The 23,828-nt window shown below is 62.0% G+C and carries 17 protein-coding genes and 1 tRNA gene; 12 read left to right on the plus strand and 6 right to left on the minus strand.

Annotation, left to right across the window (positions count from 1 at the left end; translation table 11 throughout):
* Nucleotides 1-7 precede the first annotated feature (7 nt).
* The 4 genes from KK137_RS04620 (at nucleotide 8) to KK137_RS04635 (ending at nucleotide 5,017) form a co-directional block, all read left to right on the plus strand.
* The gene (locus KK137_RS04620) at nucleotides 8-322 is read left to right on the plus strand and encodes a hypothetical protein (RefSeq protein ID WP_214534899.1); all 315 of its coding nucleotides are present in this window, start codon (nucleotides 8-10) and stop codon (nucleotides 320-322) included.
* Between the two features lie 96 nt (nucleotides 323-418).
* Nucleotides 419-3,865: an error-prone DNA polymerase gene (locus tag KK137_RS04625; protein WP_214534901.1), complete on the plus strand. Its 3,447-nt coding sequence runs from the start codon at nucleotides 419-421 to the stop codon at nucleotides 3,863-3,865.
* A gap of 2 nt (nucleotides 3,866-3,867) precedes the next feature.
* Nucleotides 3,868-4,587 carry an extensin-like domain-containing protein gene (locus KK137_RS04630; protein ID WP_214534903.1) on the plus strand — a complete coding sequence of 240 codons (720 nt, stop codon included), beginning with the start codon at nucleotides 3,868-3,870 and terminating at the stop codon, nucleotides 4,585-4,587.
* An 82-nt stretch (nucleotides 4,588-4,669) separates the two neighbouring features.
* Nucleotides 4,670-5,017 carry a RidA family protein gene (locus KK137_RS04635; protein WP_214534904.1) on the plus strand — a complete coding sequence of 116 codons (348 nt, stop codon included), beginning with the start codon at nucleotides 4,670-4,672 and terminating at the stop codon, nucleotides 5,015-5,017.
* Between the two features lie 49 nt (nucleotides 5,018-5,066).
* On the opposite strand, the gene KK137_RS04640 is transcribed toward KK137_RS04635, so the two are convergent.
* Both KK137_RS04640 and KK137_RS04645 read right to left on the minus strand, forming a co-directional pair.
* Nucleotides 5,067-6,572 (minus strand): anthranilate synthase component I family protein, encoded by a 1,506-nt coding sequence (locus KK137_RS04640; protein WP_214535979.1) that lies wholly within the window; start codon nucleotides 6,570-6,572, stop codon nucleotides 5,067-5,069.
* Nucleotides 6,573-6,590: 18 nt separating this feature from the next.
* Complete coding sequence (locus KK137_RS04645) at nucleotides 6,591-8,528, minus strand: peptidyl-prolyl cis-trans isomerase (protein ID WP_214534905.1); 1,938 nt, start codon at nucleotides 8,526-8,528, stop codon at nucleotides 6,591-6,593.
* A 233-nt stretch (nucleotides 8,529-8,761) separates the two neighbouring features.
* On the opposite strand from KK137_RS04645, the gene tpiA reads away from it, so the two are divergent.
* From tpiA to KK137_RS04660, 3 genes are all read left to right on the plus strand, one after another.
* Nucleotides 8,762-9,517: a triose-phosphate isomerase gene (tpiA, locus tag KK137_RS04650; RefSeq protein WP_214534906.1), complete on the plus strand. Its 756-nt coding sequence runs from the start codon at nucleotides 8,762-8,764 to the stop codon at nucleotides 9,515-9,517.
* Between the two features lie 77 nt (nucleotides 9,518-9,594).
* Nucleotides 9,595-9,996, plus strand: a complete 402-nt coding sequence (gene secG / locus KK137_RS04655) for a preprotein translocase subunit SecG (RefSeq protein ID WP_214535981.1) — start codon at nucleotides 9,595-9,597, stop codon at nucleotides 9,994-9,996.
* A gap of 104 nt (nucleotides 9,997-10,100) precedes the next feature.
* On the plus strand, nucleotides 10,101-11,735 hold the full coding sequence (locus tag KK137_RS04660; RefSeq protein ID WP_214534908.1) for a CTP synthase: 1,635 nt from the start codon (nucleotides 10,101-10,103) through the stop codon (nucleotides 11,733-11,735).
* Nucleotides 11,736-12,033: 298 nt separating this feature from the next.
* Here the strand turns inward: KK137_RS04660 and KK137_RS04665 are convergent, their stop codons facing one another.
* Nucleotides 12,034-12,501, minus strand: a complete 468-nt coding sequence (locus KK137_RS04665; protein WP_214534910.1) for an Hsp20 family protein — start codon at nucleotides 12,499-12,501, stop codon at nucleotides 12,034-12,036.
* A 155-nt stretch (nucleotides 12,502-12,656) separates the two neighbouring features.
* Between KK137_RS04665 and grxC the strand changes: the two genes are divergently transcribed.
* From grxC to KK137_RS04685, 4 genes are all read left to right on the plus strand, one after another.
* Entirely contained in the window at nucleotides 12,657-12,920 is a 264-nt protein-coding gene (gene grxC / locus KK137_RS04670) for a glutaredoxin 3 (protein ID WP_214534912.1), read from the plus strand.
* Nucleotides 12,921-12,941: 21 nt separating this feature from the next.
* Complete coding sequence (locus KK137_RS04675; RefSeq protein WP_214534913.1) at nucleotides 12,942-13,769, plus strand: carbon-nitrogen hydrolase family protein; 828 nt, start codon at nucleotides 12,942-12,944, stop codon at nucleotides 13,767-13,769.
* A complete protein-coding gene (locus KK137_RS04680) occupies nucleotides 13,766-14,230 on the plus strand; it encodes a DUF1178 family protein (RefSeq protein WP_214534914.1) in 465 nt (154 codons plus the stop codon). Before KK137_RS04675 ends, KK137_RS04680 begins: the two co-directional genes overlap by 4 nt.
* A 49-nt stretch (nucleotides 14,231-14,279) precedes the next feature.
* A tRNA-Arg gene (locus KK137_RS04685) sits at nucleotides 14,280-14,356 on the plus strand.
* Nucleotides 14,357-14,561: 205 nt separating this feature from the next.
* Here KK137_RS04685 and KK137_RS04690 read toward each other — a convergent pair.
* The 3 genes from KK137_RS04690 to KK137_RS04700 form a co-directional block, all read right to left on the minus strand.
* Nucleotides 14,562-14,846 (minus strand): barstar family protein, encoded by a 285-nt coding sequence (locus KK137_RS04690; RefSeq protein ID WP_214534915.1) that lies wholly within the window; start codon nucleotides 14,844-14,846, stop codon nucleotides 14,562-14,564.
* Nucleotides 14,847-16,665: 1,819 nt separating this feature from the next.
* Nucleotides 16,666-20,094, minus strand: a complete 3,429-nt coding sequence (locus KK137_RS04695) for an FG-GAP-like repeat-containing protein (protein WP_214534916.1) — start codon at nucleotides 20,092-20,094, stop codon at nucleotides 16,666-16,668.
* A gap of 20 nt (nucleotides 20,095-20,114) precedes the next feature.
* Nucleotides 20,115-20,462, minus strand: coding sequence for a nuclear transport factor 2 family protein (locus tag KK137_RS04700; RefSeq protein ID WP_214534920.1), 348 nt, complete (start codon nucleotides 20,460-20,462; stop codon nucleotides 20,115-20,117).
* Between the two features lie 248 nt (nucleotides 20,463-20,710).
* Here KK137_RS04700 and KK137_RS04705 point away from each other — a divergent pair, with 248 nt between their 5' ends.
* On the plus strand, nucleotides 20,711-23,686 hold the full coding sequence (locus tag KK137_RS04705; protein WP_214534922.1) for a hypothetical protein: 2,976 nt from the start codon (nucleotides 20,711-20,713) through the stop codon (nucleotides 23,684-23,686).
* Nucleotides 23,687-23,828: the final 142 nt, after the last annotated feature.

Genomic DNA, 23,828 nt, shown 5'->3' on the forward strand with positions numbered 1-23,828 from the left:
GCGACCGATGCAAGCAGCGATTGAATCTCTCGTCACCGGCTACCGCTCGGGGAAGCAATATCTCTCAGTCATTACCGGCGCCTCCGAGGACCTGCTGCACATTCACGCCGGACTGCTGATCTTCGTCCTGTCCGCCCTGATTTTGCGCAAGAAAATGCGCTCTCCGATCCCTCTTGCGCTGGTCGTGTTCTTCGCCACGCTGAATGAAATGGTGGATTGGTATTCGGGCGCTCCGCAGGCACCCTTCGAGCACTACATCGATTTCGCCAACACGGTGTTCTGGCCCGCGGTACTGTTCCTGCTCGCGCGGCGCTGGCGTTAAGCGCCAGCCGATCGAAAAACAGCCGTGAGTTCAGGCCAGAGCCTTGAAAGGAACAAAAAGAGAACATAAATATTCGATGCAAACGGCGAAAGGTGCATGCCAGAATCCTCCCTCACTCCCGGCAAGCGGCGGACCGAGGTCGATCCCGACACGATCGTCCCTCCTGCGCGTGCGCCGTTTGTCGAACTCGGCCTGGTTTCCTGCTTTTCGTTCCTGCGCGGCGCGTCGGATGCGGTCGACCTGGTGAACACCGCCCGGGCTCTGGGCTACGATGCGGTCGGCATTGCCGATGCCAATTCGATGGCGGGAGTGGTGCGCATCCATACCGAAGCCCGGACCTTGAAGCTCAAGCCTCTCATTGGCTGCCGGATCGAGACGGTCGAAGGTCTCGCCTTTCTCGCTTACCCCTTCAACCGCGCGGGCTATGGCCGATTGTGTAGGCTGATCTCGGCTGGCCGGATGAGCACGCTGGAGGGTGAGTGGCAGGACAAGGGCGTCTGCGAGATCTCACTGCGAATGTTGGCCGAGCATACCGAAGACGTCCAGCTGATCCTGCTGCCGCCGCGGGACCTCGACGCCGAACTCACCATCGAAGTTGAGAACAACGTTATTCCTCTCCCGCTTGCGGGAGGGGTTAGGGGTGGGGCCGCTGAAACCGCCACAACCCACCCCTCTCCCAAACGGAAGGGGAACTGGCTGACCGCTCGGTTTCCCGAGATCCTTCCTCATCTCGTCCGCCCACTTCCCACCCTGCGTCACCTGGGTGCGAGCTATCTCTATCGCGGTGACGACGTGGCCCGGATCGACCGGCTCGACGCGTTGGCCAAGGCAAACGGCCTGGCGCTTCTCGCTACCAATGACGTTCATTACCATTCGCCCGACCGCCGGCCCCTGCATGATGTGATGACGGCAATCAGGCACAAGACCACTGTCGCCAAGGCGGGCTACCGGCTTCACGCCAATGCGGAACGGCACCTGAAGAGCCCGGACGAAATGCAGCTGTTGTTCGCGCGATGGCCGCACGCCATCGTGGCGTCACGTGAAGTCGCCGATGCCTGCCAGTTCAGTCTCGCCGAGCTGAAATACGAGTACCCGAAGCAGGTCTATCCTGATGGCATGACGTCACAGGAGTATCTCCGGCAGCAGACGTGGGAAGGTGCTAAATGGCGTTATCCCAACGGTTTACCTGAGCCTATCAAGAAAACACTTGAGCATGAGCTGGAATTGATCGGCACACTCAAGCTTGCGCCCTATTTCCTGACCATCAAGGAGATCGTCGACTTTGCCCGTAGTCAGGAACCGCCGATCCTTTGCCAGGGCCGTGGCTCGGCGGCGAACTCGGCGGTCTGCTTCTGCCTTGGGATCACCTCGGTCGATCCTGCCGAACACCAACTGTTGTTCGACCGCTTCATCTCCGCGGAGCGAACCGAGCCGCCCGACATCGACGTCGATTTCGAGCATGAGCGGCGTGAGGAGGTGATCCAGCACATCTACGAAGAGTATGGCCGCAGTCACGCCGGGCTTTGCGCCACTGTGATTCACTACCGGCCCCGCATGGCGATCCGTGAAGTCGGCAAGGTCATGGGGCTGTCGGAGGACGTGACCTCGTCGCTCGCCCGTACGGTCTGGGGCGGGCACGGGCATGAAATCGACGAGGAGCATGTCCTGAGGGAAACCGGGCTCGACTTGTCCGATCCCCACTTGAGACGAGTTCTGAAGTTAACGCAGCAAATGATCGGCATGCCGCGGCATCTGAGCCAGCATGTCGGTGGCTTCATCCTCACCGACAGCTTACTGACCGAGACCGTGCCCATCGGCAATGGCGCGATGCCCGAGCGGAGCTTCATCGAATGGGACAAGGACGACATCGACGATCTCGGTATTTTCAAGGTCGACGTGCTCGCGCTTGGCATGCTGACTTGTATCAGGAAGGGCTTCGATCTCCTTGAAAAACATCATGATCGTAGTCTCACCCTGGCGACTTTGCCTCGGGAAGATCCGGCAGTTTACGACATGCTCTGCAAGGGGGATTCACTCGGCGTCTTCCAGGTGGAGAGCCGAGCGCAGATGAACATGCTCCCGCGCCTCCGGCCGCGACGGTTCTATGACCTGGTAGTCGAAGTCGCGATCGTGCGCCCGGGGCCGATCCAGGGGGACATGGTCCACCCCTATCTCAAGCAACGCAAGGCCGAGCGCGAAGGGAAGACCAGCTTCTACCTTCCAGGCCCCGCACCGGAACATGGCCCGTCCGATGAACTGTCCTCCATTCTTGGGCGCACTTACGGCGTGCCGATCTTCCAGGAGCAGGCGATGAAGATCGCCCTCGATGCGGCGAAGTTCACTCCGGCCGAAGCGAACCGGCTGCGCAAGGCAATGGCCACGTTCCGGTCGCGCGGCATGGTTCACGAGTTGGAGGACCTGATGGTCGGCCGCATGGTGGACCGCGGCTACGATCCGGAGTTCGCCCAGCGCTGCTTCAACCAGATCAAGGGGTTTGGCGAGTATGGTTTCCCCGAAAGCCACGCCGCAAGCTTTGCGCACCTGGTCTATGTCTCGAGCTGGTTGAAATGCCACTACCCGGCCGCCTTCGCCGCCGCGTTGCTCAATTCCCAGCCGATGGGTTTCTATGCCCCTGCGCAGATCGTCCGCGATGCGGCGGAACACGGGGTTACGATCCTGCCGATAGACGTCAATCATTCGGACTGGGATTGCACCTTGGAAGAACGAGGGCACGACGTCGCGCTCCGCCTCGGCCTGCGGCAGGTCGATGGGTTGCCCGAACATGTCGCGGCGAAACTGGTGGCAAGGCGGCAGGCGGCAGGACCCTATCGCGACGTGACGGAGCTGCGTGACCTGGCCAAGATTCCCCCCGCTCATATCGAGCGGCTCGCTTCGGCGGATTGCTTCGGCTCGCTCTCCCTACCGCGGCGGCAGGCCTTGTGGGATGCGCGCAGCCTGGCCGCGGGTTCCGAGCTCCCGCTGTTCAGGTATGCCGAGGAACGGGAAGAGGGGGCCGAACGCGCGATCACGAGCTTGCCCGCGATGCCCCTGTCAGAGGAGGTCATCGCCGACTACCAGACCCACCGCCTGTCGCTGAAAGCCCATCCGATGAGCTTCCTGCGCGCTTCTCTGGCCGAGCGCGGTTTCCTGCGGGCCAGCGACTTGCGCAGCCGCAAGCACCGCGCGATGGTCAATGTGGCCGGGGTCGTGCTGATCCGCCAGCGGCCGGGTTCGGCCAAAGGGGTGGTCTTCATCACTCTCGAGGACGAGACTGGGGTCGCCAATCTGGTGGTGTGGCCGGACACCATGGAGCGATACCGCAAGGTGGTAATGGGTGCGCGGCTGATCGAAGTCCGCGGCCGTGTCGAATACGACGAAGACGTAATCCACGTGATCGCCGCGCATCTCACCGACTCGACCGAACAGTTGCACCGCCTGTCTGACGATTTGCTCAAGCCCGCCCTGGCCTATGGCGATCACGGGGGAAGCCATCGTCACCCCCGCAACGTCAGGGTCATTCCCAAGTCGCGGGATTTCCACTGAAGATGAAGGTCTCACGCCACCTCGGTCACTTCCGCCTCGACCGCTTGATGTTGATGGCCCTGATCCTTCTCGGTTTGCTTATCGCGGGACGCGCCTGGCTGGCGGAGAACCCGCAGCATGATCCCTGGGCGCCGCTGAACCTTGACGATCCTCCGGGCTGGGCGACCCAACGCAAGCTCGCCGCCTTGCGATCAGACCCTGTCGAATGTCGCGCCGTGCTGGAGCGAAGCAACGTGGCGTTCAAAGCTCTGCCGGCGGCAGGGGAAGGGGAATGCCACCGCACGGATCGCACCGTCCTCGTCGACGCACCGTTCGCTCCGACCCCACCAGACGCGACCTGCGCGGTCGGCGCAGCTCTTGAACTATGGCTTCGTGACGTCCAGGCCGCCGCCGAACTGAACTTTCAATCCCGCGTGGCACGGATCGACCACTTCGGCACCTACAATTGTCGGCGTCTCTACGGACGTGACACCGGCCCGTGGAGCGAACACGCGACCGGCAATGCGATCGACGTTGCTGCATTCGCGCTCGAGGACGGCCGCAGGGTCAGCGTTGTCGGCGATTGGAGCGGCACGGGACCTAAGGCAGTCTTCCTCCGCCAGATTCGCGATCGAGCTTGCTCGGTGTTCGGCACTGTCCTTTCGCCCGACTACAACGCCGCCCATGCCGACCACCTGCATTTCGATCAGGAAGCCCGCGGCTTCGGCGGAGTATGTCGGTAGGGTCCTAATGGACGAACGACGCTTGCGCCTACTGCCCAGCCCCCTAGGACAGGGCCATCAGTTTCAACAACGAGAGGAAATCATGAGCATTCGTCGCATCGAATCGGGCCCGCGAATGAGCCAGGCAGTGGTTCACAACGGCATCGCCTACCTTGCCGGACAAGTCGGTGCGCCGGGTGAAAGTGTCGCCACCCAGACCACCGCGGTCCTCGCGCAGATCGACAGGCTTCTGGCAGAGGCGGGCTCGGACAAGTCGCGCATCCTCACCGCCACCATCTGGCTCGCCGACATGGCGGACTTTGCGGAAATGAACTCGGTCTGGGACGTGTGGGTCGACAAAGACAGCCCGCCAGCCCGCGCTACCGGCGAAGCAAAGCTTGCCACGCCGGACTACAGAGTCGAGATCATCATCACTGCCGTTTGCCAGTGAGCAAGTTTGCGTGTGAGGGGCGAGTGCTCCTCACACGGCATGCCGCGCTTTACTGTCCGAAGCCTGCCTCGGCCGCAACCCGCGCGGCTTCTTTCGCTGCGGCGATGAGCGCCCCGGCTTTGTGGCGGCACTCGGCGGCTTCATAGGCAGGATCGCTGTCGGCAACGATCCCGGCACCTGCCTGGACGTGCATCACGCCGTCCTTCACCACCGCCGTCCGCAGGACGATGCAGGAGTCGACCGAGCCGTCGGGCGCGAAATAGCCGACACCGCCTGCATAGGGGCCGCGCGTCTCGGGTTCGAGCTCCGCGATGACCTGGCAGGCGCGGATCTTCGGCGCACCCGAGACCGTACCGGCAGGAAATCCCGCGAACAGCGCGTCCAGGGCGTCCTTGGAGGGATCGAGGCGGCCGACCACGTTGCTGACGATATGCATCACGTGGCTGTACCGCTCGATCGTGAAGCTGGCAGTGACCTTGACACTGTCGGCAGCGGCGACCCGACCGACGTCGTTGCGGCCGAGATCGAGCAGCATGAGGTGTTCGGCGCATTCCTTGGGATCGGCAAGGAGGCTGCGTTCCGCCTCGGCATCGTCCTCCTCGGTCTTGCCGCGCGGACGTGTGCCGGCGATGGGCCTGATGGTCACCTCGCCGTTGCGGACCCGGACCAGAATCTCGGGGCTGGAGCCGACCACGGCAAAGCCGGGCAGATCGAGGAAGTAGAGGAAGGGTGACGGGTTTACTCGCCGAAGCGCGCGATAGAGCGCGAGCGGCGGCAACGGAAACGGGCAGGTGAACCGCTGCGCCAGCACGACCTGGAAGATGTCGCCCGCGGTAATGTAATCCTTCGCCTTGAGGACCATTGCCTCATAGTCTTCCGCCGACATGACAGGATCCAGCGCCATCTCGGGCAAGCCGATGTCGCGATGGGCAGCGGGCGCGGCCGCGCTCAGCCGGGCGAGGGCGGCGTCGATCCGCTCTCCGGCGAGCTCGACAGCGTGCTGCGGATCGGTGCCGTCGGCCCAGAGCGGGGCGATGGCGAACAAGGCGTCGTTGAGCCCGTCAAACACCAGGATCAGTGTCGGCCGCGCAAACAACATGTCGGGCACCGCGAGTTCGCTTTGTGGCGCCCTCGGCAGGTTTTCGACCAGGCCGATTGTCTCGTAGCCGAAGTATCCCACCAGGCAGGCGAGGGCTGGGGGAAGGCCCTTCGGCACATCGATCCGGCAACTGTCGGCGAGCCGACGCAGTTCTACCAGGCTATCGCCCGGCAAGGGTTCGAACGCTTCGCGGTCGAACTTCCAGCTTTGGTTCACTTCGCACGAATGACCGGTAGCACGGAAGATCAGGTCCGGGTCGAGGCCAAGCAGGCTGTACCGCCCACGGACTTCGCCGCCTTCGACCGATTCCAGCAGGAAGTCCCCGCGGCCGGGCTCGATCAGTTTGAGCGCCGCGCCGACGGGCGTCTCGGTGTCGGCGACCAACTGGCGCCAGACGAGCGCCGGCTCTCCGGCGGCAAGTCGGGAACGAGCCGCCTGGGCGTTCTCGGGGAGCATGGCTGGCAAGTCGGCGGCTCAGTCGACTTGGGTGCCGGTGAGCGAGGCCACCACGGCATCGATCGCCGTCTGGTTGCGTTCCACGCCCACATCGTCCTGCGCCGCATTGACGAACTGTTCAACGTATTCCTCGGCCGTAATGCGACCCAATTGGTTCAGCGTCTGGACCAGGATCGGATCGTTGGCCGGGACGGCGCCAGCCTCGATCTTGTCGAGCTTGACGATGAACCAACCCTCGTTCTGGGGCGCTTCCAGCTTCTTCACCGTTCCGGCGGCCATGCTGAAGAACAGCGCGAGCGACGAGGGGACATTGCCGATGCGGGCCATTTCCTGACGATCGATATTCAGGGGCTGCGGCGCGGGGATAGCCCGCTTCTCCGCCGCCACCGCGGCCGCGAGATCGGTCCCCTGCGCGAGGCGCTGGAGGACACGCTCGGACGCAGCCTTGGCGGCCTTCGAGCCCTCGTCGCGACGCCACAGGGCGATTACATCAGATTTGATCTCGGCCAGCGGAGCCGTGGCCGACGGCGTGATCTCGCTGACCTCGTAGATGAGGAAGGTTTGTCCGGGAGCGATTTCAGCCAACTGCGGCTGGCCTTCCTCCATATCAAACGCCACCTTGAGCACCGGCGCGAGCGCCTGGGGCAGGGTTTCGGTTGGCTTGCCGTAAAGCCGGCCATCGGCCGTCGCCGGAGGTGTGGTGCTGAGAGTCAGGTTCAACTCCTGCGCCACTTCACCCAGGCTGCGGCCGCCTTCGAGCTCTTCCTCGATGCTGGCGGTCTTTTCGAGGAAGGCTGCGCGGCGCTGCTCTTCTGCGAGCTCCGCGGTGATTTCCGCCCGCGCCTGTTCGAGAGTCCGGCCAGCGACGTGGTCGATCTGGTCGACACGCAGCACGTACCAGCCAAGACCGCCACGGGCAGGTGCGGCAAGGGCGCCGCGTTCGGTGGCAAAGGCCGATTGGGCTACGGCGGGCGACGCCGAAGCGGCAAACTCCGCACGGGTGGATGGGCCGATGGATGCCGTGGCGAGGCCTTTCGCCCGGGCCGCGGCATCGAGAGGCTTTCCGCCCTGTACTTCGGCGACGAGAGCGTTAGCCGCCGCCTGTGTCGGAACGATCACCTGGGTGAAAGTCCGGCGCTCGGTCGGCGCGAACTTGGCCTGGTCACGCTTGAAGCGGGCGGCAATCTGCGCCTCGGTCGGCGCCGGACGGGCACCCAAGGCTTCTTCGCCGAAAGTGGCATAGCGGATCACGCGGCGTTCCGGACGCACGAAGTTATTACGATTCTCTCCGTAAAACGTCTGCAATTGCGCGTCCGTCGGATCGCCTTGCGGCGCGAAGGCGGCGCTCGGGATCAAGGCCACGGTGCCATGGCGCCGCTCGCGCAGGAGCGAGGCATACTGCTGCACGGCGCTGTGGGGCATGACGGGGCTGAAGGTGATCGGAGTGATCAATTGCCGCGCGAGCAAGCCCATCCCCAGGTCGTGGCGAACCATCGATTCGCTAAGGCCCTGCTGAGCGATGGCGGCGCGAAAAGCATTCTCATCAAAGGTTCCGCCGGCGCCCTGGAAAGCCGGAATCTGCACAATCTGGCTGTCGACGAGCCTGTCTCCCGCCCGCATGCCGTGCTTCTCACCGAACACGGCGAGGGCGGTGCGCTGCAGCAATTGCTTCAACGTCGCTTCAAGACCGCCTGCGGAGAGAAAGGTTTGCATCGTGAGGGTCGGCTGCTGCTGGCGTTCCCGCTCAAGTGCGGCCGTGAGATTTTCCTTCAGATCGGCGGAATTGATACGTTGCCCCCCAACGACGGCGACCCGGTCGCCGCCGGAAACGCCGCCAAATACGCTGGTGTTCGCCACATCGGAGCTGGCGAAGGCGAGGGCGATCAGAGCCAAAAAGCCCAAGGTAACGACGACGCCGATCTTCGATTTGAAGAAGTTGCGGAAGAACTGGAGCATGAAGAGAGGGGTTTCTCGGCTGATTGCTATGCGGGCGCAGGACCAAGGAGATAGGCCCAGCGCGTTCGAAGGGCGGCTTTATCCCGCATGCGATTTTGCCGCAACAGTCGAACGGGGGTTTCCGGCAGGTGTCAAAAGCTGTTTTGACAACTGAAGCTCGCCGGACTAGCGCGCAGCCGATTCCGGCGCCTTTCGCACCGGGAAAACTCACTTGATATCTAACAGGACCCTAGATGGCCCAGCGCCCTTATATCGTCGGCAATTGGAAGATGCATGGAACGCGAGCCATGCTGTCTGAAGCGCGCGCGATCGATCGTGCCGCGGAACGGCTCTTGAAAGTCGAAGTGGCGATCGCCCCGCCGTTCACCCTGATCCATGCTTCGCGCAAGGAAGCTTCGCTTATTGGTATCGGCGCGCAAGACTGTCACGCGGCGGAAGGCGGAGCCCACACCGGGGATATCTCCGCGGCCATGCTCAAGGATTCGGGTGCCGGATTCGTGATCGTCGGACACAGCGAGCGCCGGGCCGATCACGGAGAAACCGATGCAGCGGTCAAGGCCAAGGCGGAGGCCGCGCTGGCCGCGGGCCTGAGCGTGATTGTCTGCGTCGGCGAAACCGAAGCGCAGCGAGACAGCGGCGAGGCCGAATCCGTCGTGGCCTCTCAGCTCCAAGGATCGCTTCCAAGGGGCGAGGGCGTGGCAGATCGGATCACCGTGGCTTACGAGCCGGTCTGGGCCATCGGCACCGGGCGTACTCCGACCATCGAAGACATTGCCACTATGCACCGCTCGATTCGCGCTCGGCTCGGCGAGGCTTACGGTGAGACGGGCGCCCAGGTCCGGATTCTGTACGGCGGATCGGTGAAGCCGGAAAATGCCTCCGAAATCCTGGCGACCGAGGAAGTCGGCGGCGCCCTTGTCGGCGGCGCCAGTCTAACCGCCGAGAGCTTCGTGGGCATTATCGTCGCAGCGACCGAACGCGCCGAGTAAGTCCCGCGCTGCCCTTGCGCCCCTGTACGTGCACGCCTAAATGGCGGCGCACGCAAGATTGAGAAGTTTACATGTCGCTGTTCCTCTTCCTCACAGTTATCCAGGCGATCATCGCCGCGGCGCTCGTCGGCATCGTGCTGATGCAGCGGTCCGAAGGCGGTGGCCTCGGTATTGGTGGGGGAGGTAGCCCGGGCGGGCTGATGAACGCGCGCGGTGCAGCCGACTTTCTCACCCGCACCACCAAGTGGCTTGCGGTCCTGTTCGTGGCCCTGGCAATTGTTCTTGCGGCGCTCGCCGTCGACACGACGACCGGGCGCGATATCGATACTTCGCTCGATCGCAGCGTCACGCCGGTCCAGGACCCGCTGGCGCCGGTGACTCAAACCGGACCGGGCCTCGACCAGCCGGTCGGTGGCGCCGCGACTCCGGCCCAGACGGCGCCGGCATCGAACGATCCGCTCGCCGGCACGGCCGAGTAACTTCACTTCTCACGCCATCTTGCGGGCATTTGGCCCGTAACCTGTTAAATTCCCCCAGTCGGCCCTTGCGCCGAGTGCATGGGGGCGCTTAAGGCTCGTCTCCCATGGCGCGGTATATTTTCATCACCGGCGGCGTGGTCTCATCGCTTGGTAAGGGACTGATGGCGGCAAGCCTTGCCGCCCTCCTGCAAGCGCGCGGCTACAAGGTCCGCATTCGTAAGTTCGACCCCTATCTCAATGTCGATCCGGGCACGATGAGTCCGTATCAGCATGGCGAAGTCTATGTGACCGACGACGGGGCGGAAACCGACCTCGATCTCGGACATTACGAGCGCTTCACCGGCGTGTCGGCTCGACAGAGCGACAACGTGACCTCGGGACGCATCTACCAGCAGATCATCGCTCGCGAGCGCCGCGGGGATTATCTGGGCGCGACCGTCCAGGTCATCCCGCACGTGACCGACGCGATCAAGGAATTCGCACTGGCTGAAACCGATGATCTCGATTTCGTGCTATGCGAAATCGGCGGAACCGTCGGCGATATCGAGAGCCTGCCCTTCATCGAGGCGATCCGCCAACTGCGCAACGAGCTCGGGCGTGACAACACCTGCGTGGTGCACGTGACGCTGGTGCCTTACATATCGGCTGCCGGCGAGTTGAAAACCAAACCGACGCAGCACTCCGTCCGCGAACTTACCAGTCTGGGCGTCCAGCCCGACCTGCTGCTATGCCGCTGCGAACACCCGCTCCCGCCCGGCGAGCGGGCCAAGATCGCCTTGTTCTGCAACGTCCGGCCTGAAGCGGTGATCCAGGCGCTCGATGCCTCGAGCATCTACGCGGTACCGCTGCAGTACCACGCCGAAGGCCTCGATGCGCAGGTGCTAAGCCACTTCCATCTGGAAAGCTCAGTTCCCGATTTGTCGCGCTGGACTGACATCGTCGACCGGTTTGAGAATCCGGAAGGCGAAGTGACCATCGCGGTGGTCGGAAAGTACGTTGGCCTGCCTGACGCCTACAAGTCGCTTAACGAAGCGCTGGTCCACGGTGGAATGGCCAACCGGGTGCGGGTCAAGATCAAGTGGATCGACGCTGAAATCTTCGAGCAGGCCGATTCGGACATCGCTGCCCAGCTGGAGCCGATGCACGCCATTCTCGTGCCCGGCGGGTTCGGGACACGCGGCTCGGAGGGCAAGATCGCCAGCGTGCGATTCGCGCGGGAGCGCAACGTGCCGTTCTTCGGCATCTGCCTCGGGATGCAGATGGCGTGCATAGAGGGCGCCCGGAACACCGCAGGTATCCCCGACGCCTCATCCACAGAATTCGGCGAAACTTCCGAACCCGTCGTCGGCATCATTACCGAATGGATGAGTACCGAAGGATTGCAGACAAGGTCTGCGGAAGGCGACATGGGCGGCACTATGCGGCTTGGGGCCTATGAAGCCGTACTTGCTGGAAACAGCCACGTTTCAACCATTTACGGTGGTGCTACCAATATTTCGGAGCGGCATCGGCATAGGTACGAGGTGAACTCTGCCTACAAGGAGCCCCTCGAGAAGGGCGGGCTGGTCTTTTCGGGCATGTCGCCTGACGGTCTCTTGCCGGAGATCGTGGAAAGACCGGATCACCCCTGGTTCGTCGGGGTTCAATTCCATCCGGAACTCAAGAGCAAGCCGTTTGACCCGCACCCGCTTTTCGCCGGCTTCATTGCTGCCGCGGTGCGTCAGTCCCGTCTTGTCTAACTGTCCCGCAACGTAACATAGTTAAAAAACCGATTGCTCATCCTGCCCGATGAGGGGTAGATTGTTGAGTGGGGAAGCAGGCTGCCAAAAGGGGTTTTGGTGGCCACTATTACTTATTGGCTGCCCGCGAACCAGAACGGCCTTCAGGGCTTGGCCGTTTCTGCATGGTTTAGTCTTGCCCGTAGGTTTGGCCGTCTTTTGCGACCCGGACGGTCATTTCGAAAGGCAGGTCGGCGCCTAAGCGTCGAGGGGGCGGAAACCACTAGGTTCCGCCCCCAACTCTTTTCAATTTAAGGGATCAGGCAGCGTCGGCCTGATTGCCGTCCTTGACCACTTCCAGGTTGGGTAGTCCGCCGATAGCGATCTTCTTGGGCTTCATGGCTTCGGGCACTTCGCGCACCAAATCGATTACGAGAAGACCGTCGGCCAGGTCGGCGCGTTCGACGCGAACATAGTCGGCCAGCTCGAATCGGCGTTCGAAACCGCGGTTGGCAATACCGACATGGAGCATGTCCGCATCGGCACTCTCGTCCCGCTTGCGTCCGTGGACGACCAGCAGATTCTGCTCAGCCGTGATGTCGAGGTCTCCGGCGCGGAAGCCGGCTATCGCCAGAGTGATACGATAGCTGTCTTCGCTACGGCGTTCGATATTGAAGGGGGGATAGTTGTCGCCGGCGGTGCTGCGAGCCTGGTTCTCAAGCAAGTTAAACAGGCGGTCAAAGCCCACCGTGGAGCGGCGGTAAGGGGTAAGATCAAAACGATTCATCGAAACAAATCCTCCAAAGAGCAATTTGACTGATGGGGCCCGCTTCCGCGGCGCCCCTCTGCCGATCGCCCTCGCGGCGCGATGCGGCAGATGTTAGATACGTTTGCGTTGCCTGCGTTCAAGAGGGTGCAAGGCAGCATTGCAAGAGGTGACGTGTGAGCCAACCGAAAGTCGAAATCTACACCAAGGCGTTCTGTGGATACTGCTTCCGTGCCAAGCGCTTGCTTGAAAGCAAAGGTGTCGATTTCACCGAATACGACATCACCTTCGGCGGCGAAAAGAAGACCGAGATGATCGAGCGAAAGCCGGACGCCAGGACGGTGCCGCAGATATTCATCGATGGCCAGGCAGTCGGCGGATCGGACGATCTCGCCCAGCTTGACCGGGAAGGCAAGCTTGACGCCTTGCTTGGTCTCTAGGAACAGCTAGGCGATCCTTCCATGACCCGCATCGCGATCCTGCAAATGACCTCGGGTATCGACCCGGAGGCGAATGCCGCAACGCTCGTTCGCGCCGTGGCAGAGGCGGCCGGGGGCGGGGCGGCTATGCTGTTCACCCCGGAGATGTCGGGACTGCTGGATCGCGATCGCACGCGGGCTGCCCAGCACATCGTCAGCGAGCAGGAAAGTCCGGTGCTTGCCGCGGTCCGTTCGGCAGCCGCAGCGCATGGGATCTGGGTAGCCATCGGTTCGCTTGCCGTCGCGCGGGAGGACGGGCGGTGGGCAAACCGCTCGTTCCTGCTCGGACCGGATGGCGAAGTTGCGGCGCGCTATGACAAGATTCACATGTTTGACGTCGAACTGGCCAGTGGCGAGACGTGGCGGGAATCGGCGGCCTATGCACCGGGCGAAACCGTCGTGACCGCGGAGACCCCTGTAGGCAGGCTTGGCCTTGCGGTCTGTTACGATGTGCGCTTCCCCGCCTTGTTCGAGGCGCTTGGGCAACTTCGCTGCGACGTGATCGCGGTCCCTGCCGCCTTCACGGTTCCGACAGGCAAGGCGCACTGGCACCTCCTTCAACGGGCGAGGGCCGTAGAGGCCAGCGCCTATGTCGTTGCGGCCGCGCAGGTCGGTGAGCATGCCGATGGACGGCGCACTTATGGCCATTCGCTGGTAGTCGATCCTTGGGGAGAGATCTTGCTAGACTTGGGAGGCGACGCTCCAGGCGTCGGTTTTGCGGAGATAGATCCAAAGCGGATAAGAGAGGTCCGGCAGCAGCTTCCGAGCCTTGCCAACCGTCGCCAGTTGCCTACATCGATTTCGATATGATCGTGTTCGACCTCACATGCGACGGCGGCCATCGTTTCGAAGGCTGGTTTGGATCGTCCGAAGATTTTTCCGGCCAGACGGCCCGCGGCCTCGTCACGTGCCCGCAATGTGGATCCGCCGCTGTCGAGAAGGCACCAATGGCACCCGCAGTGCCGAAAAAAGGCAACCAGCAGGCGGCTGAGCAGAACGGAGCGAAGAAGGTGCTGACACACGGCCCGCTTCCTGCGGAAGTCACCGAAGCGCTGGGCAAGCTTGCCGAGGCCCAGGCCCAGGCGCTCGCCAGTTCGCGCTGGGTTGGCGATGGCTTTGCGGAACACTCACGCGCCATGCATTATGGTGAGCGCGATGCGGAGGCCATTCACGGCCGTGCCTCTGCGGAAGAGGCGAGGGCGCTGATCGACGAAGGGATTCCGGTAGCGCCGCTGCCCTTCCCGGTTGCTCCGCCCGAAGAACTGAACTGATTTCTGGACATTGCCATGCCACGCCTGGCCACCTAAACGGTCTCCGCGTGCGCCCGTAGCTCAGCAGGATAGAGCATCAGATTCCTAATCTGGGGGCCACAGGTTCGAATCCTGTCGGGCGCACCATTTTTCAAGCATTTAAACCGGCCTTGTACTCAAGAAAATTCTTGGGGTAACGCCGGGGTAACGCTGATGCAGCGTAAGTGGGCGTTCCTTCCACGCTCGGTGCGGGCGCCGCCTAGAATGTCGGCTTTTGGGAGTTGAGCGATTTGCCGGGAATGACTGCGAAGGGTGGAAAGCGGACACTCCTTCGCCCCGGCCCTTTCCGACGTTAAAGCAGCCGCAACCTCTCTGGAAACTCCCGCACGGCGTCCGCTAGAATTTCTCGATATATCTCTCGGTCCCGTGCGGTGAGGCCGGACAGGTCCTCGTTCAATATCTCGATGAGAATGTCGCTGGTCTCCAGCCTGCCCAGAAGCATATCGTTGAATGCATCCCAGCCATTGAACGAGCTATATCCCAAGTATGCCGTGTCAGTGATGCGGCTGAAAAGATCGTCCCTTGTCCTCACAGACGAGTCAATCGTGACGACGTAACGTTCCTTCGGGATGGCCATTGCCCGTTTTGACGCGCCCGATGAATGTCTGCAATGGGTCGTTTGGAGACGGTCCGCTTTGGAGTGGGTGCCGGATTGCACTTTTGCCGGTCGGGATGACTTACATGGGTGGAAAGCGTACATTGGACCACGCTTAAACACCTAGAGCCATTCGCACGGACAGGTAGAGAACCACGCGATCAACCCTGCATACGTGGCGATGCACGCCCAATACCAAACTGGATCACCGTCCCGAGAATAGGAACCCAGCTTTACCCGGACGACGCCATTCCGAAGCCCATCAAAGATGAACCACGCGCAGACGGCGGGAACGAGGCACCAGATTGCGATGGCTAAGCTGCCGACGATTATATCAAACACATTCAGCAATGTGCGCCACCAAGGAAGCGGCCGCAATGGGTCGCTAGCCGACTGTCCGCAAACGGATCAGCGATTTGCAGGCATTGGCCGCGCTGAACGGCTAAGACGGGTGGAAAGCGGACGTCGATCTCTAGCTGTGTGCCAGCGACCGAAGGCGTGAAAGGTAGCCCGAGGTTACTTCGCTCCAAGGTCTCGTTTGGCCGCAAGTATGTCGGACGTACATCGCACCACGGGCGGCGGTCCCCCTCGCCGCCGACGGTCGGTAGTAGGTGAAGAAGAGAAGGTATTCTTCACCAAGATCCACTCCGTATCTACCGCTGCTCACCTCCTCAAAGAGGTTGATAGTCGGCCCAGGCTTCCCTTTGAAGATTTCAACCACCTTCACGCGGTGGAGTGTGACTGGAGAATAGTCCCCCCACTGTGCGCGAAACGCTGGACTGGGTTCGTCGTCCGCGACCCGCATTTCAGCGACGACGCGAGCGCGCACAACGACGTCAGCTTGGGAATAATCTTGTTCCATGGTTGCAGAAGAGCACACCGCCAAGGCTGGCTGTCCGACGGAGCAAAGGCCAAAAGCCAATAGGATCGCGGTTCGTCGCACGATCTGATTTTGTCTCGAACCGCCAATGTCCGCAATGGGTCGCGAGCCGCCTGTCCGCAAACGGATGATCCGATTTTCAGCGCTCAAGCACTCTGAACGGCGATGTCGGGGGTTGGCGGACATTAGCCGCAGCTATAATTGGCAGGCGAACTGAGCTGGAATTAGAGCCCGCCCCTGTCTCATCAATCTAATTGGCCTACCAATTGCACACCCACGCACGGCAAGCGGCGTAGCTAATATCCGATACTCGCGCCCGTTAGAGGTACGAACAAACACCAGCGGACGATCACCAGTCTCCGTCGCGTAAGTGCCAAAGCGGGTTACGATCCCCGTCTCAATCGTTGTTGGACCGCTTCTGACGTAAAATACTAAGAGGGCGAGAATCCCGAACAGGGCGATCAACAACACCGGCATTGACCATGTCGAACCACGAAGAAGTGAAGCGCCCGCCACCTTGACATCATACCATACTCAGGAATGTCCGCTATGGGTCGTTTGCAGACGATCCGCTGACGGCCAATGTGGACTAAGTCACGACCGGGCGTCATTGCCCTATGCCCTTCAAGAATTCCGACTTCTCAAATCTCTCGCCTCGATGAGCGAGCAGTATCTGGGAACCGGCAACGCCGACTATCCTGACCACCAATTCATAAATGCTGGGGAAGATGTGGCCGAAGCCTCGCGGCCTACGGCCTAGTCGAGCGGACTGGCCGAGGCGGGGAGTGGACCTGTGAAGGCAAGGTGTTGCTCAACTCAACCATCGGAAACGGTTATGTCCCCCAGGTTCAGGTTGGCGATGAACGGATGCAGTTGAGGTTTGGCAGACTATCTAAGGCGAAAGCAATCGCAATGTGGCTATCAGATCGGCACGTCACCGAACTGACCCCATTTTACCGCGCGCCCTGCCGGATTGGCGCCATCGAAAATCCACCAGGTGCCGGTACTCGGCCGCCACACCGCGAAGTCAGTCTTCCCATCGCCATCGTAGTCACCGGGCACCGGGACGTCGCCGGCCTGGCCCCACTGTTGACTGCGGGTGGCGCCAGTCTGACTATCCATGATCCACCAAGTTCCGGTGCTCGGACGCCAAACCGCGAAATCGATCCTGCCGTCGCCGATGTAATCGCCTGGTACGGGGATATCGTCAGCCTGGCCCCACTGTTGACTGCGCGTAGCGCCGGTCTGGCTATCGATTATCCACCAGGTACCGGTGCTGGGCCGCCACACGGCAAGGTCTGTCTTGCCATCGCCGTCGTAGTCACGAGGCACAGGTATATCTCCGGCCTGGCCCCACTGCTGGGTGCGGGTGGTGCTGGTCCGGCTATCGATGATCCACCAGGTGCCGGTACTCGGCCGCCACACCGCGAAGTCCGTTTTGCCATCGCCGTCGTAGTCGCCCGGCACGGGTACATCGGTGGCCTCACCCCACTGTTGATTTCGCAAAGCCGGAGGCGCGGCAATTGTCGCGATGCCGATGGTGCCCGTGCTTCTTGCGGGGAACCGGCCTCGTCCCGGTCGCAAGCGGCCGGCTCCGAACGTAGGCCTCGTTGGAGCGGTGGGTGCGCTGGGCGCCACGATCCACATGCCGGTGCGTGGCCGCCACACCGCCAGATCGATCTTGCCGTCGCCATCATAGTCGCCTGGCACGGGAATATCGCCCGCTTCTCCCAGGACTTCCGAGCGCTCGCCATCCCCTGCGGCGTTGAGGATTACCCAATTGCCCGTACCTGGACGCCAAATGGCAAGATTGGTTCTGCCGTCACCGTCAAAGTCGGCTGTGGGCACCATCGTTGGTGGTTCGGACAGGCCGCAACGGCGAGTGAAGTTGCTGTCGAAGGTCTTCAACAGGCCGCCGCGTGTCAGCTCCCAGCGAACCCTGCGCCATGTGTCCAGGCGGCGGTATTTGAGTGCGACATCCTGGGCGTTGAGTTCGGAGTTCATACCCCAATGCTGCACGCCACCCCGCCGTCTCCCCGCCTGCTCGATCAAGGAAAGCAGCGCGGGAGTATCGGCCCAGCCGATACCGGGGAGCTCGGGTCTGCGGTAAGCAGCAGCAAACTCGACCGAGCAACTGAGATCGGCTTCGTGCTGCGGTGACAGATAAGCTTGGGAGCGCCCCTGAAACCGCAACGATATCCAACCAAGGTAAGACCACGGCTGCGGCGTGCTGTCGTAATAGGCAGCCCGAATGATCTCGAGCGCGTCGTCGACAAAGTCGAGGTAGGCCGTGCTGCTTGCGTCAAAGATGACTTCGAGACCTATACCTCTCACACCGCCAGGATCGGATCCACCGGCATGTGAAGAGGCGAGGCCGCGCCAGGTGCCGGGGGCCTGCTGCTTCTCCGTGATGTCGATAATGAACTCATCGACCGTCCTTCGGTCAGCGCGCCAGGTGGAGAATATCGCCGGAGTCAGATCTCTCACCACCCAGGCCATGTCCGCCCCGGCGGGTTTAGGGACGGTTGCAATGTCACGTCGTCTGGTCGTCAGAAAACAATCGCGCTCGCCACCTGCAGACGGGTAGGGCGTAATGACAATCTGCACCCCTTGGCGATTGGTTCTCAGTGGGTTGGTCGCATCGTTCGCCAACAGTCGTGGCCGCATGGCCGCCCAGTCGAACTGCTCGCGCGTCTCCACCCAATCGTATTGGTCGTCGAGCTCGATGACGAGGGAGTAGATGATCCCGAGGCTGCCTACAGATACCAGGACCGAATAGAACCAGTCGTCATCATAGTGGATGTCTTCGTCCCGCATGCCGAGCGCTGCGCGAAGGGCGGTTCGATCGGTGATGGTCCTGTTAGCGGGCTCGATCCAATGCTGGCTGCCGCCAGGCCCCACAAGGTGAATTGCGCGAACCATGTCTGGCACGGGCCCAAGCGTCGGATCCATGCCGTGTACGCTCGTAGAAATCGCTCCGGCCAGCGACTGACCCGTAGATCCGCCAAGGGTCTTGGGCTCCCAACCGAGGTCTCTGAGTTCCGCCACCAGCTTGTCGAGCTTGATGCCTGCTTCGACATGCAGCAGGCGCATACCGGCGCCGGCTGGATTGAGGCTTGTCGCGAGCACGTCCGTCAGCACGCCACCGAGGCGGTCCGTTTCCACGACATAGCCTGAACTCATCGCAACGTCTGAGCTCGACCAACTCGTGCCTACCGCGCGAACGCCGACGTTTTGCTGCTCAGCGCGCCTGACGATGTCGACCAGTTCCGCCAGCGTATCGGGTCTCACGACGCCTGGAGGTGCTTGCTTTTCGAAAGTCGTCGGCCAGTTTTCCCAGCGTTGGTCCTTGCTGTTCTCGGCGCCATCTCCTCCTGGCCAGTGCATCAGGGTGTTGCCGGCGCCGGTAACGAACGCATCGAGCCGATGGTGTGCCCGGGCGACCGCGCTGACGTCGCCCGCCGGAATGTTCTCCCCGCGAATAGCGGGCCCAAACCAATGGCTGCCATCCCACTGCCAGTGCGCCAACCCCCGGTCGCCGGCGACGGCAAAGATGTCGAGCCGATTGGCGGCGTGAGACACGGCGCTAACGGTTCCTTGCGCCAGAATGCCGCCCAGCTCTTCGGGCGCAGAAAAAGCGCCGTTGTTGCCATACCAGTGCATCAGGGGGCTGTTCGGCAGTCGTGACGCCGCGAAGACGTCGACGCGGCCGGGCCCCCAGGAGACTGCGCTCACTCCCTCGGCTGAAAGGTCGCCCCCCAGGTCTTCAAGGGTCCAGGGCGTCGCACCCTGTTTGGACCAGTGCCAGAGATGGCGGTTTGACCCGGCGGCGAACACGTCCAGCCACCCTGGAGAGGGCGATACAGCCGCGATCCGAACCGCCGACAGGCTGGCAGTATCGGGGAGGCGCTGTGGTCCGGCCCAGATCACTCCATTCCAGTGCCACCACCAGGGCGCCCTGTCGTTGCCAACCGCCAGTACGTCAATGTCGTTGGGTGCGGCCGCCACGGCCGCCACCGGAATAGCCGGGATGCTCGTGCCACCCGGCAAGGGCGCGCCGATGGTCCACGCCGTTCCATTGCCCCTCCACCAGACCGGAAGACGTGAGCGCGCGTCCACGGCGAAGACTTCCGCACGTCCGGGACCGGAGGCAATCGCACAGAGTCCCTTAGCGGGGATCGACCCGTTCGGCGGAAGCGGGAAGGGTGCCAGCATCGTCTCTCCGACGAGCGACCAGCACCACACCGTGCCTCCCGCTGCGACGGCGAATGTGTCAACTCTGTCGGGTGCGGCCGAACACGTGCTGGGCGGTCCGGCAAGGCCGCCTCCAGGGAGTGAATAGGTCTTCATGCCACCACTCTCTTCCGGTCTTACATCGCTGCGTTTGCCCAACCGAGCATCTTCCACCCGGCAGGAGTGCTGATAAACAATCGCGTGTTGTGGAATCGCGGCCTTGTGCCATCGGCCCGAACCAGGGTGACGATGCAGGTCACGACGGCGCGATCGCCGTAGAGTTGAACGGACTCGATTTCGGTTTCCCGTTCTTCGCTCCGGGCAACTGCCGCGAGGTAGCCCCCTCGATCGACCACCACGCCGTTGGCCCGTCTGAATGCGAGTTGTCCAGCGACCGCACTCTCCAGAAAGACGCTATCGCCTTTCGTCTCGGCCAGGCCGATATCGGCGTTCAGCTGTATCAGCGTTGTGAGATCGTCCGCCATCGATCAGCAACTCCGCTCTCTAGGTGAAGAAGCAGGCCGCGAATTCTGTTGCAGGACTAATAGGGGTGCGATTCAAAACGATCGCGCACTCGAAGGTACACCATTCGCGATGAAGTTCAATTGGAACGCCTGAATTGGAGGTCGACGACGGCTTACCTAATGAGTCGACTGTCGCGTTCCTACAAGTTGTCCGAAGGCGACATGCGTAGAACTGTGTCGGGGCCTATCGACACGTCGGAGGGCACGACATGGCGGAAAACACTAATCAATTCGGATCCGCGCTGCTGGCCCTGACGACGCTGAGACCACCCGATCTCAGGCGCGGCGAAAATTTGGTCCATTTCGAACTCGAGCTTCCCGAGGCGGTCGCTGAACAAGCGAAACTTGCCGACAACGGTCAGCGCGATCCCCTCGGTCCCAAAGAAGCTGCGACGCTGTTATGGAAGTCGCCCGTTGCAGCCCAGCTTGACGGGCGGACCAATGCCTGGCGCGACATCACCGGCGTATCCTTGCTCCTTCCTGCGATCGGGCGATTGGCATCGACGGACGAAGCCGGCTGGCCGAACGATCAATCGGAATTGCAGCAGCTGACAAGCGATCTTGCGGGTCAGGCATGGGCCTCGATCCGTTCGACTCTCATCGACAGCGATTGTCTGGCAAAGCTCAACGACGTCGTGCTGATCTTCAAGTACGCGGCGGTCGGGCAGACGCGATCGATCCGAACTGCCGCGGATCTCTATCGCTTCGCGCGGACTCTACTTGCCAACGATGGACCGACGACCCGCCAGGACATGGTGTTGTGGCTCACAGCGCCCCTGGTCGTTCCAGGGGTCATGACCAGGCTGCCTGGCCCCCGAGGCCCGAAGAAGCCGCCGGAGCCGTCAACGCACCCCCATCCACCCCATTTCGTGGCCACAGATGTGGTGGCCGCCGCCACGCCAGACATGCTTGCGAGACTGCATTCCGAACTAGATGCCAGAGAGGACGCAACGGATGCGGCCCGTGTGCGCGAAATGTTGCACTCCGCTGGCGTAACCGATCGCAATCTATTGTCTCGCGTGTCAGCTACAATTTCAGGATCCGACGCCTCTAATGTCTCGGAGCGAAGCAGGATTGCAGCGCCGCGCAAGCGCTCCCGGATTGTGAGCCTCCATCTTTTCGGCGCACCTGTCCTGCTCGACATCGGCGCAGCAGAGCACCGTACCGCCGCGTTGCGAAGCGCGCTTGCCCGGAAAGTGGCAGCAGTGCTTCCAGAGGACCTTCGCGACAGGCTACTAAGTTCGGGCGTCGCCCTAGAAGAACTGGACACCTGGCCGGGTGTACTCAGTGCCGCTACGGCCTCTCCAAGTTATCTCGAGCCAGTGGGGCGGAACGACTTGCTTCTGGTTCGCCAGACTACGACCGGGTACCGTCGCACCGAAATTGCCTACGTCGAAAATGTGATGGTCGGAGAGGAACGCGGCCGCAATCACACCGAGCGCAGCCTGAGCAGACAGGAGTTCTTCGAAGAGGTTGAACAGGAGACCGAGGAGACTCGCGATCTCCAGGTAACCGACAAAGCCGAACTCAGCCGCGAGGTCAGCAATGTCGTTCAGGAGAATCTCAAGGCCGAGGGGAATGTCCAAATTACCAGTCGCGGACCAACGACGGTTGTCGCCTCTGTCTCGGGCTCTGCGCAGCGATCCACCGAAGAAGCGGCCAAGGCGGCAGAACAATACTCCCGCGAGACCATCGAAAGGGCGGTCAAGCGGACCCTTCAACGCGTGGTTCGGCAGACGAGATCGATATACGAACGCGAGATTACCGAGGATAACAAGCACGGCTTCAAGGTTGACGGGAACGCGACCGATCATGTCTCCGGGGTCTACCAGTACCTTGAGAGAGTTAGTCGCGCGAAGATCTTCTGGTACGGCGAACGCGAACTCTATGACATCCTGATCCCGGAGCCGGCTGCTCTCATGTGGCATTTCGCGATCCAGCGGCGCGAAATCCAGATTCCAATCGAAGCGCCGGACGCGGACCTCTTCGCATCTCTGACGTTGGCCAATATCGCCGACAACAGGGAAGCGATTATTCGGGCCTTTCGTGTCACGGACATGCCGCCTACCCTTGTCGAAGAGCGGACCGTTTCGGACACGTTCTCGGGGACTGGCGGCGGCGACAGCGGCAAATATGCCGGGGGCAAGGAACTCCAGATCCCCGATGGCTACGTGATGGTCAGCGCCAGCGTTGGAATCTCGGTCGAAATTGAAGACCCGATGGTTCCGAATGGCGGGTTCTCGCTTGGCGGCGACGTCCAGCAGTGGACGATCGCGACGACGGGCAATCAGGGCCAGGCTTCTTTGCAGTTCGACTTTTCAGGAAACCCGCGGCCAGGACCCACGGTCGCCTACGCGGTCAACGCGGACAACTTCACAAGTTTTGGCGGCACAATCTCGGTCAAGCTCAAGCTGACCGATCAGGCTCGCGAACAATGGGCCATCAACGCCTATTCCAAAGTCGCCGACCGCTTTGAATCCCTAAGGCGCGAGTATGCAACCGCCGTAATCCAGGCCTCAGCCAACCAGCCTCAAAGTGAAGTCAATCTCCCCGACGGGAGCCGCTCGTGGTTGGAGCGGGTGGTGCGAAGTGAACTTCAACGCTCGTCGATCGACGTGATGCGGAATCGGCCCGTCGACTACGATCTGGTTGCCGACTATCCGTCCGTGAACGAAGACGGGACGCTCGACGCGCATCCGATAGTCGACCTGGCCGCCCTGGCGTCGGCGGCGCCCGAGGTGCGGTTTCTCCAGCAAGCCTTCGAATGGGAGCATCTCGGCTGGGTGCTCTACCCGTATTTCTGGGGCCGGAGGAGCGAATGGAGCAAGACGGTAGTCGTCGCTCATCCCGATCCGGACTTTTCGGCTTTCCTCAACGCCGGCGCCGCCCGCGTCCAAATCCCCGTAAGGCCGGGCTTCGAAGCGATGGTCAAACACTTCATGGAAACAGGCGAAGTCTATGAAGGCGAAGGCCTGCCGAAAATGGGGGACCCGGGCTACGTCACCTTCATCGACGAGCAGCTAACCTCCCTAGGGGCGCCCGGCGAAGAAATTCAGTGGCCGCCCGACAATCCGCGGGAATGGGACATCGTAGCGCCGACCTCCCTGCTCCTGCTGCGCGGCCGGGAGGAAACGCGGCTGCCAGCTTGGGATCCGGCGAACGGGCAAGAACTCAATCCGCCCTGATGGCCAAGCCAGAAGATTTCTTCCTTCCTGAAAAAACGGGAGCCTTCGACGAAGTCCGAGGTCCGCAGCGAAGCGCCACCGCGCTCTTCCCAATCATCGACGGTGAACCGATCTTTGCCGATCAGGAGAGGACGATTTTCGC

Source organism: Croceibacterium selenioxidans (genome assembly GCF_018599195.1).
Classification (GTDB): domain Bacteria; phylum Pseudomonadota; class Alphaproteobacteria; order Sphingomonadales; family Sphingomonadaceae; genus Croceibacterium_A; species Croceibacterium_A selenioxidans.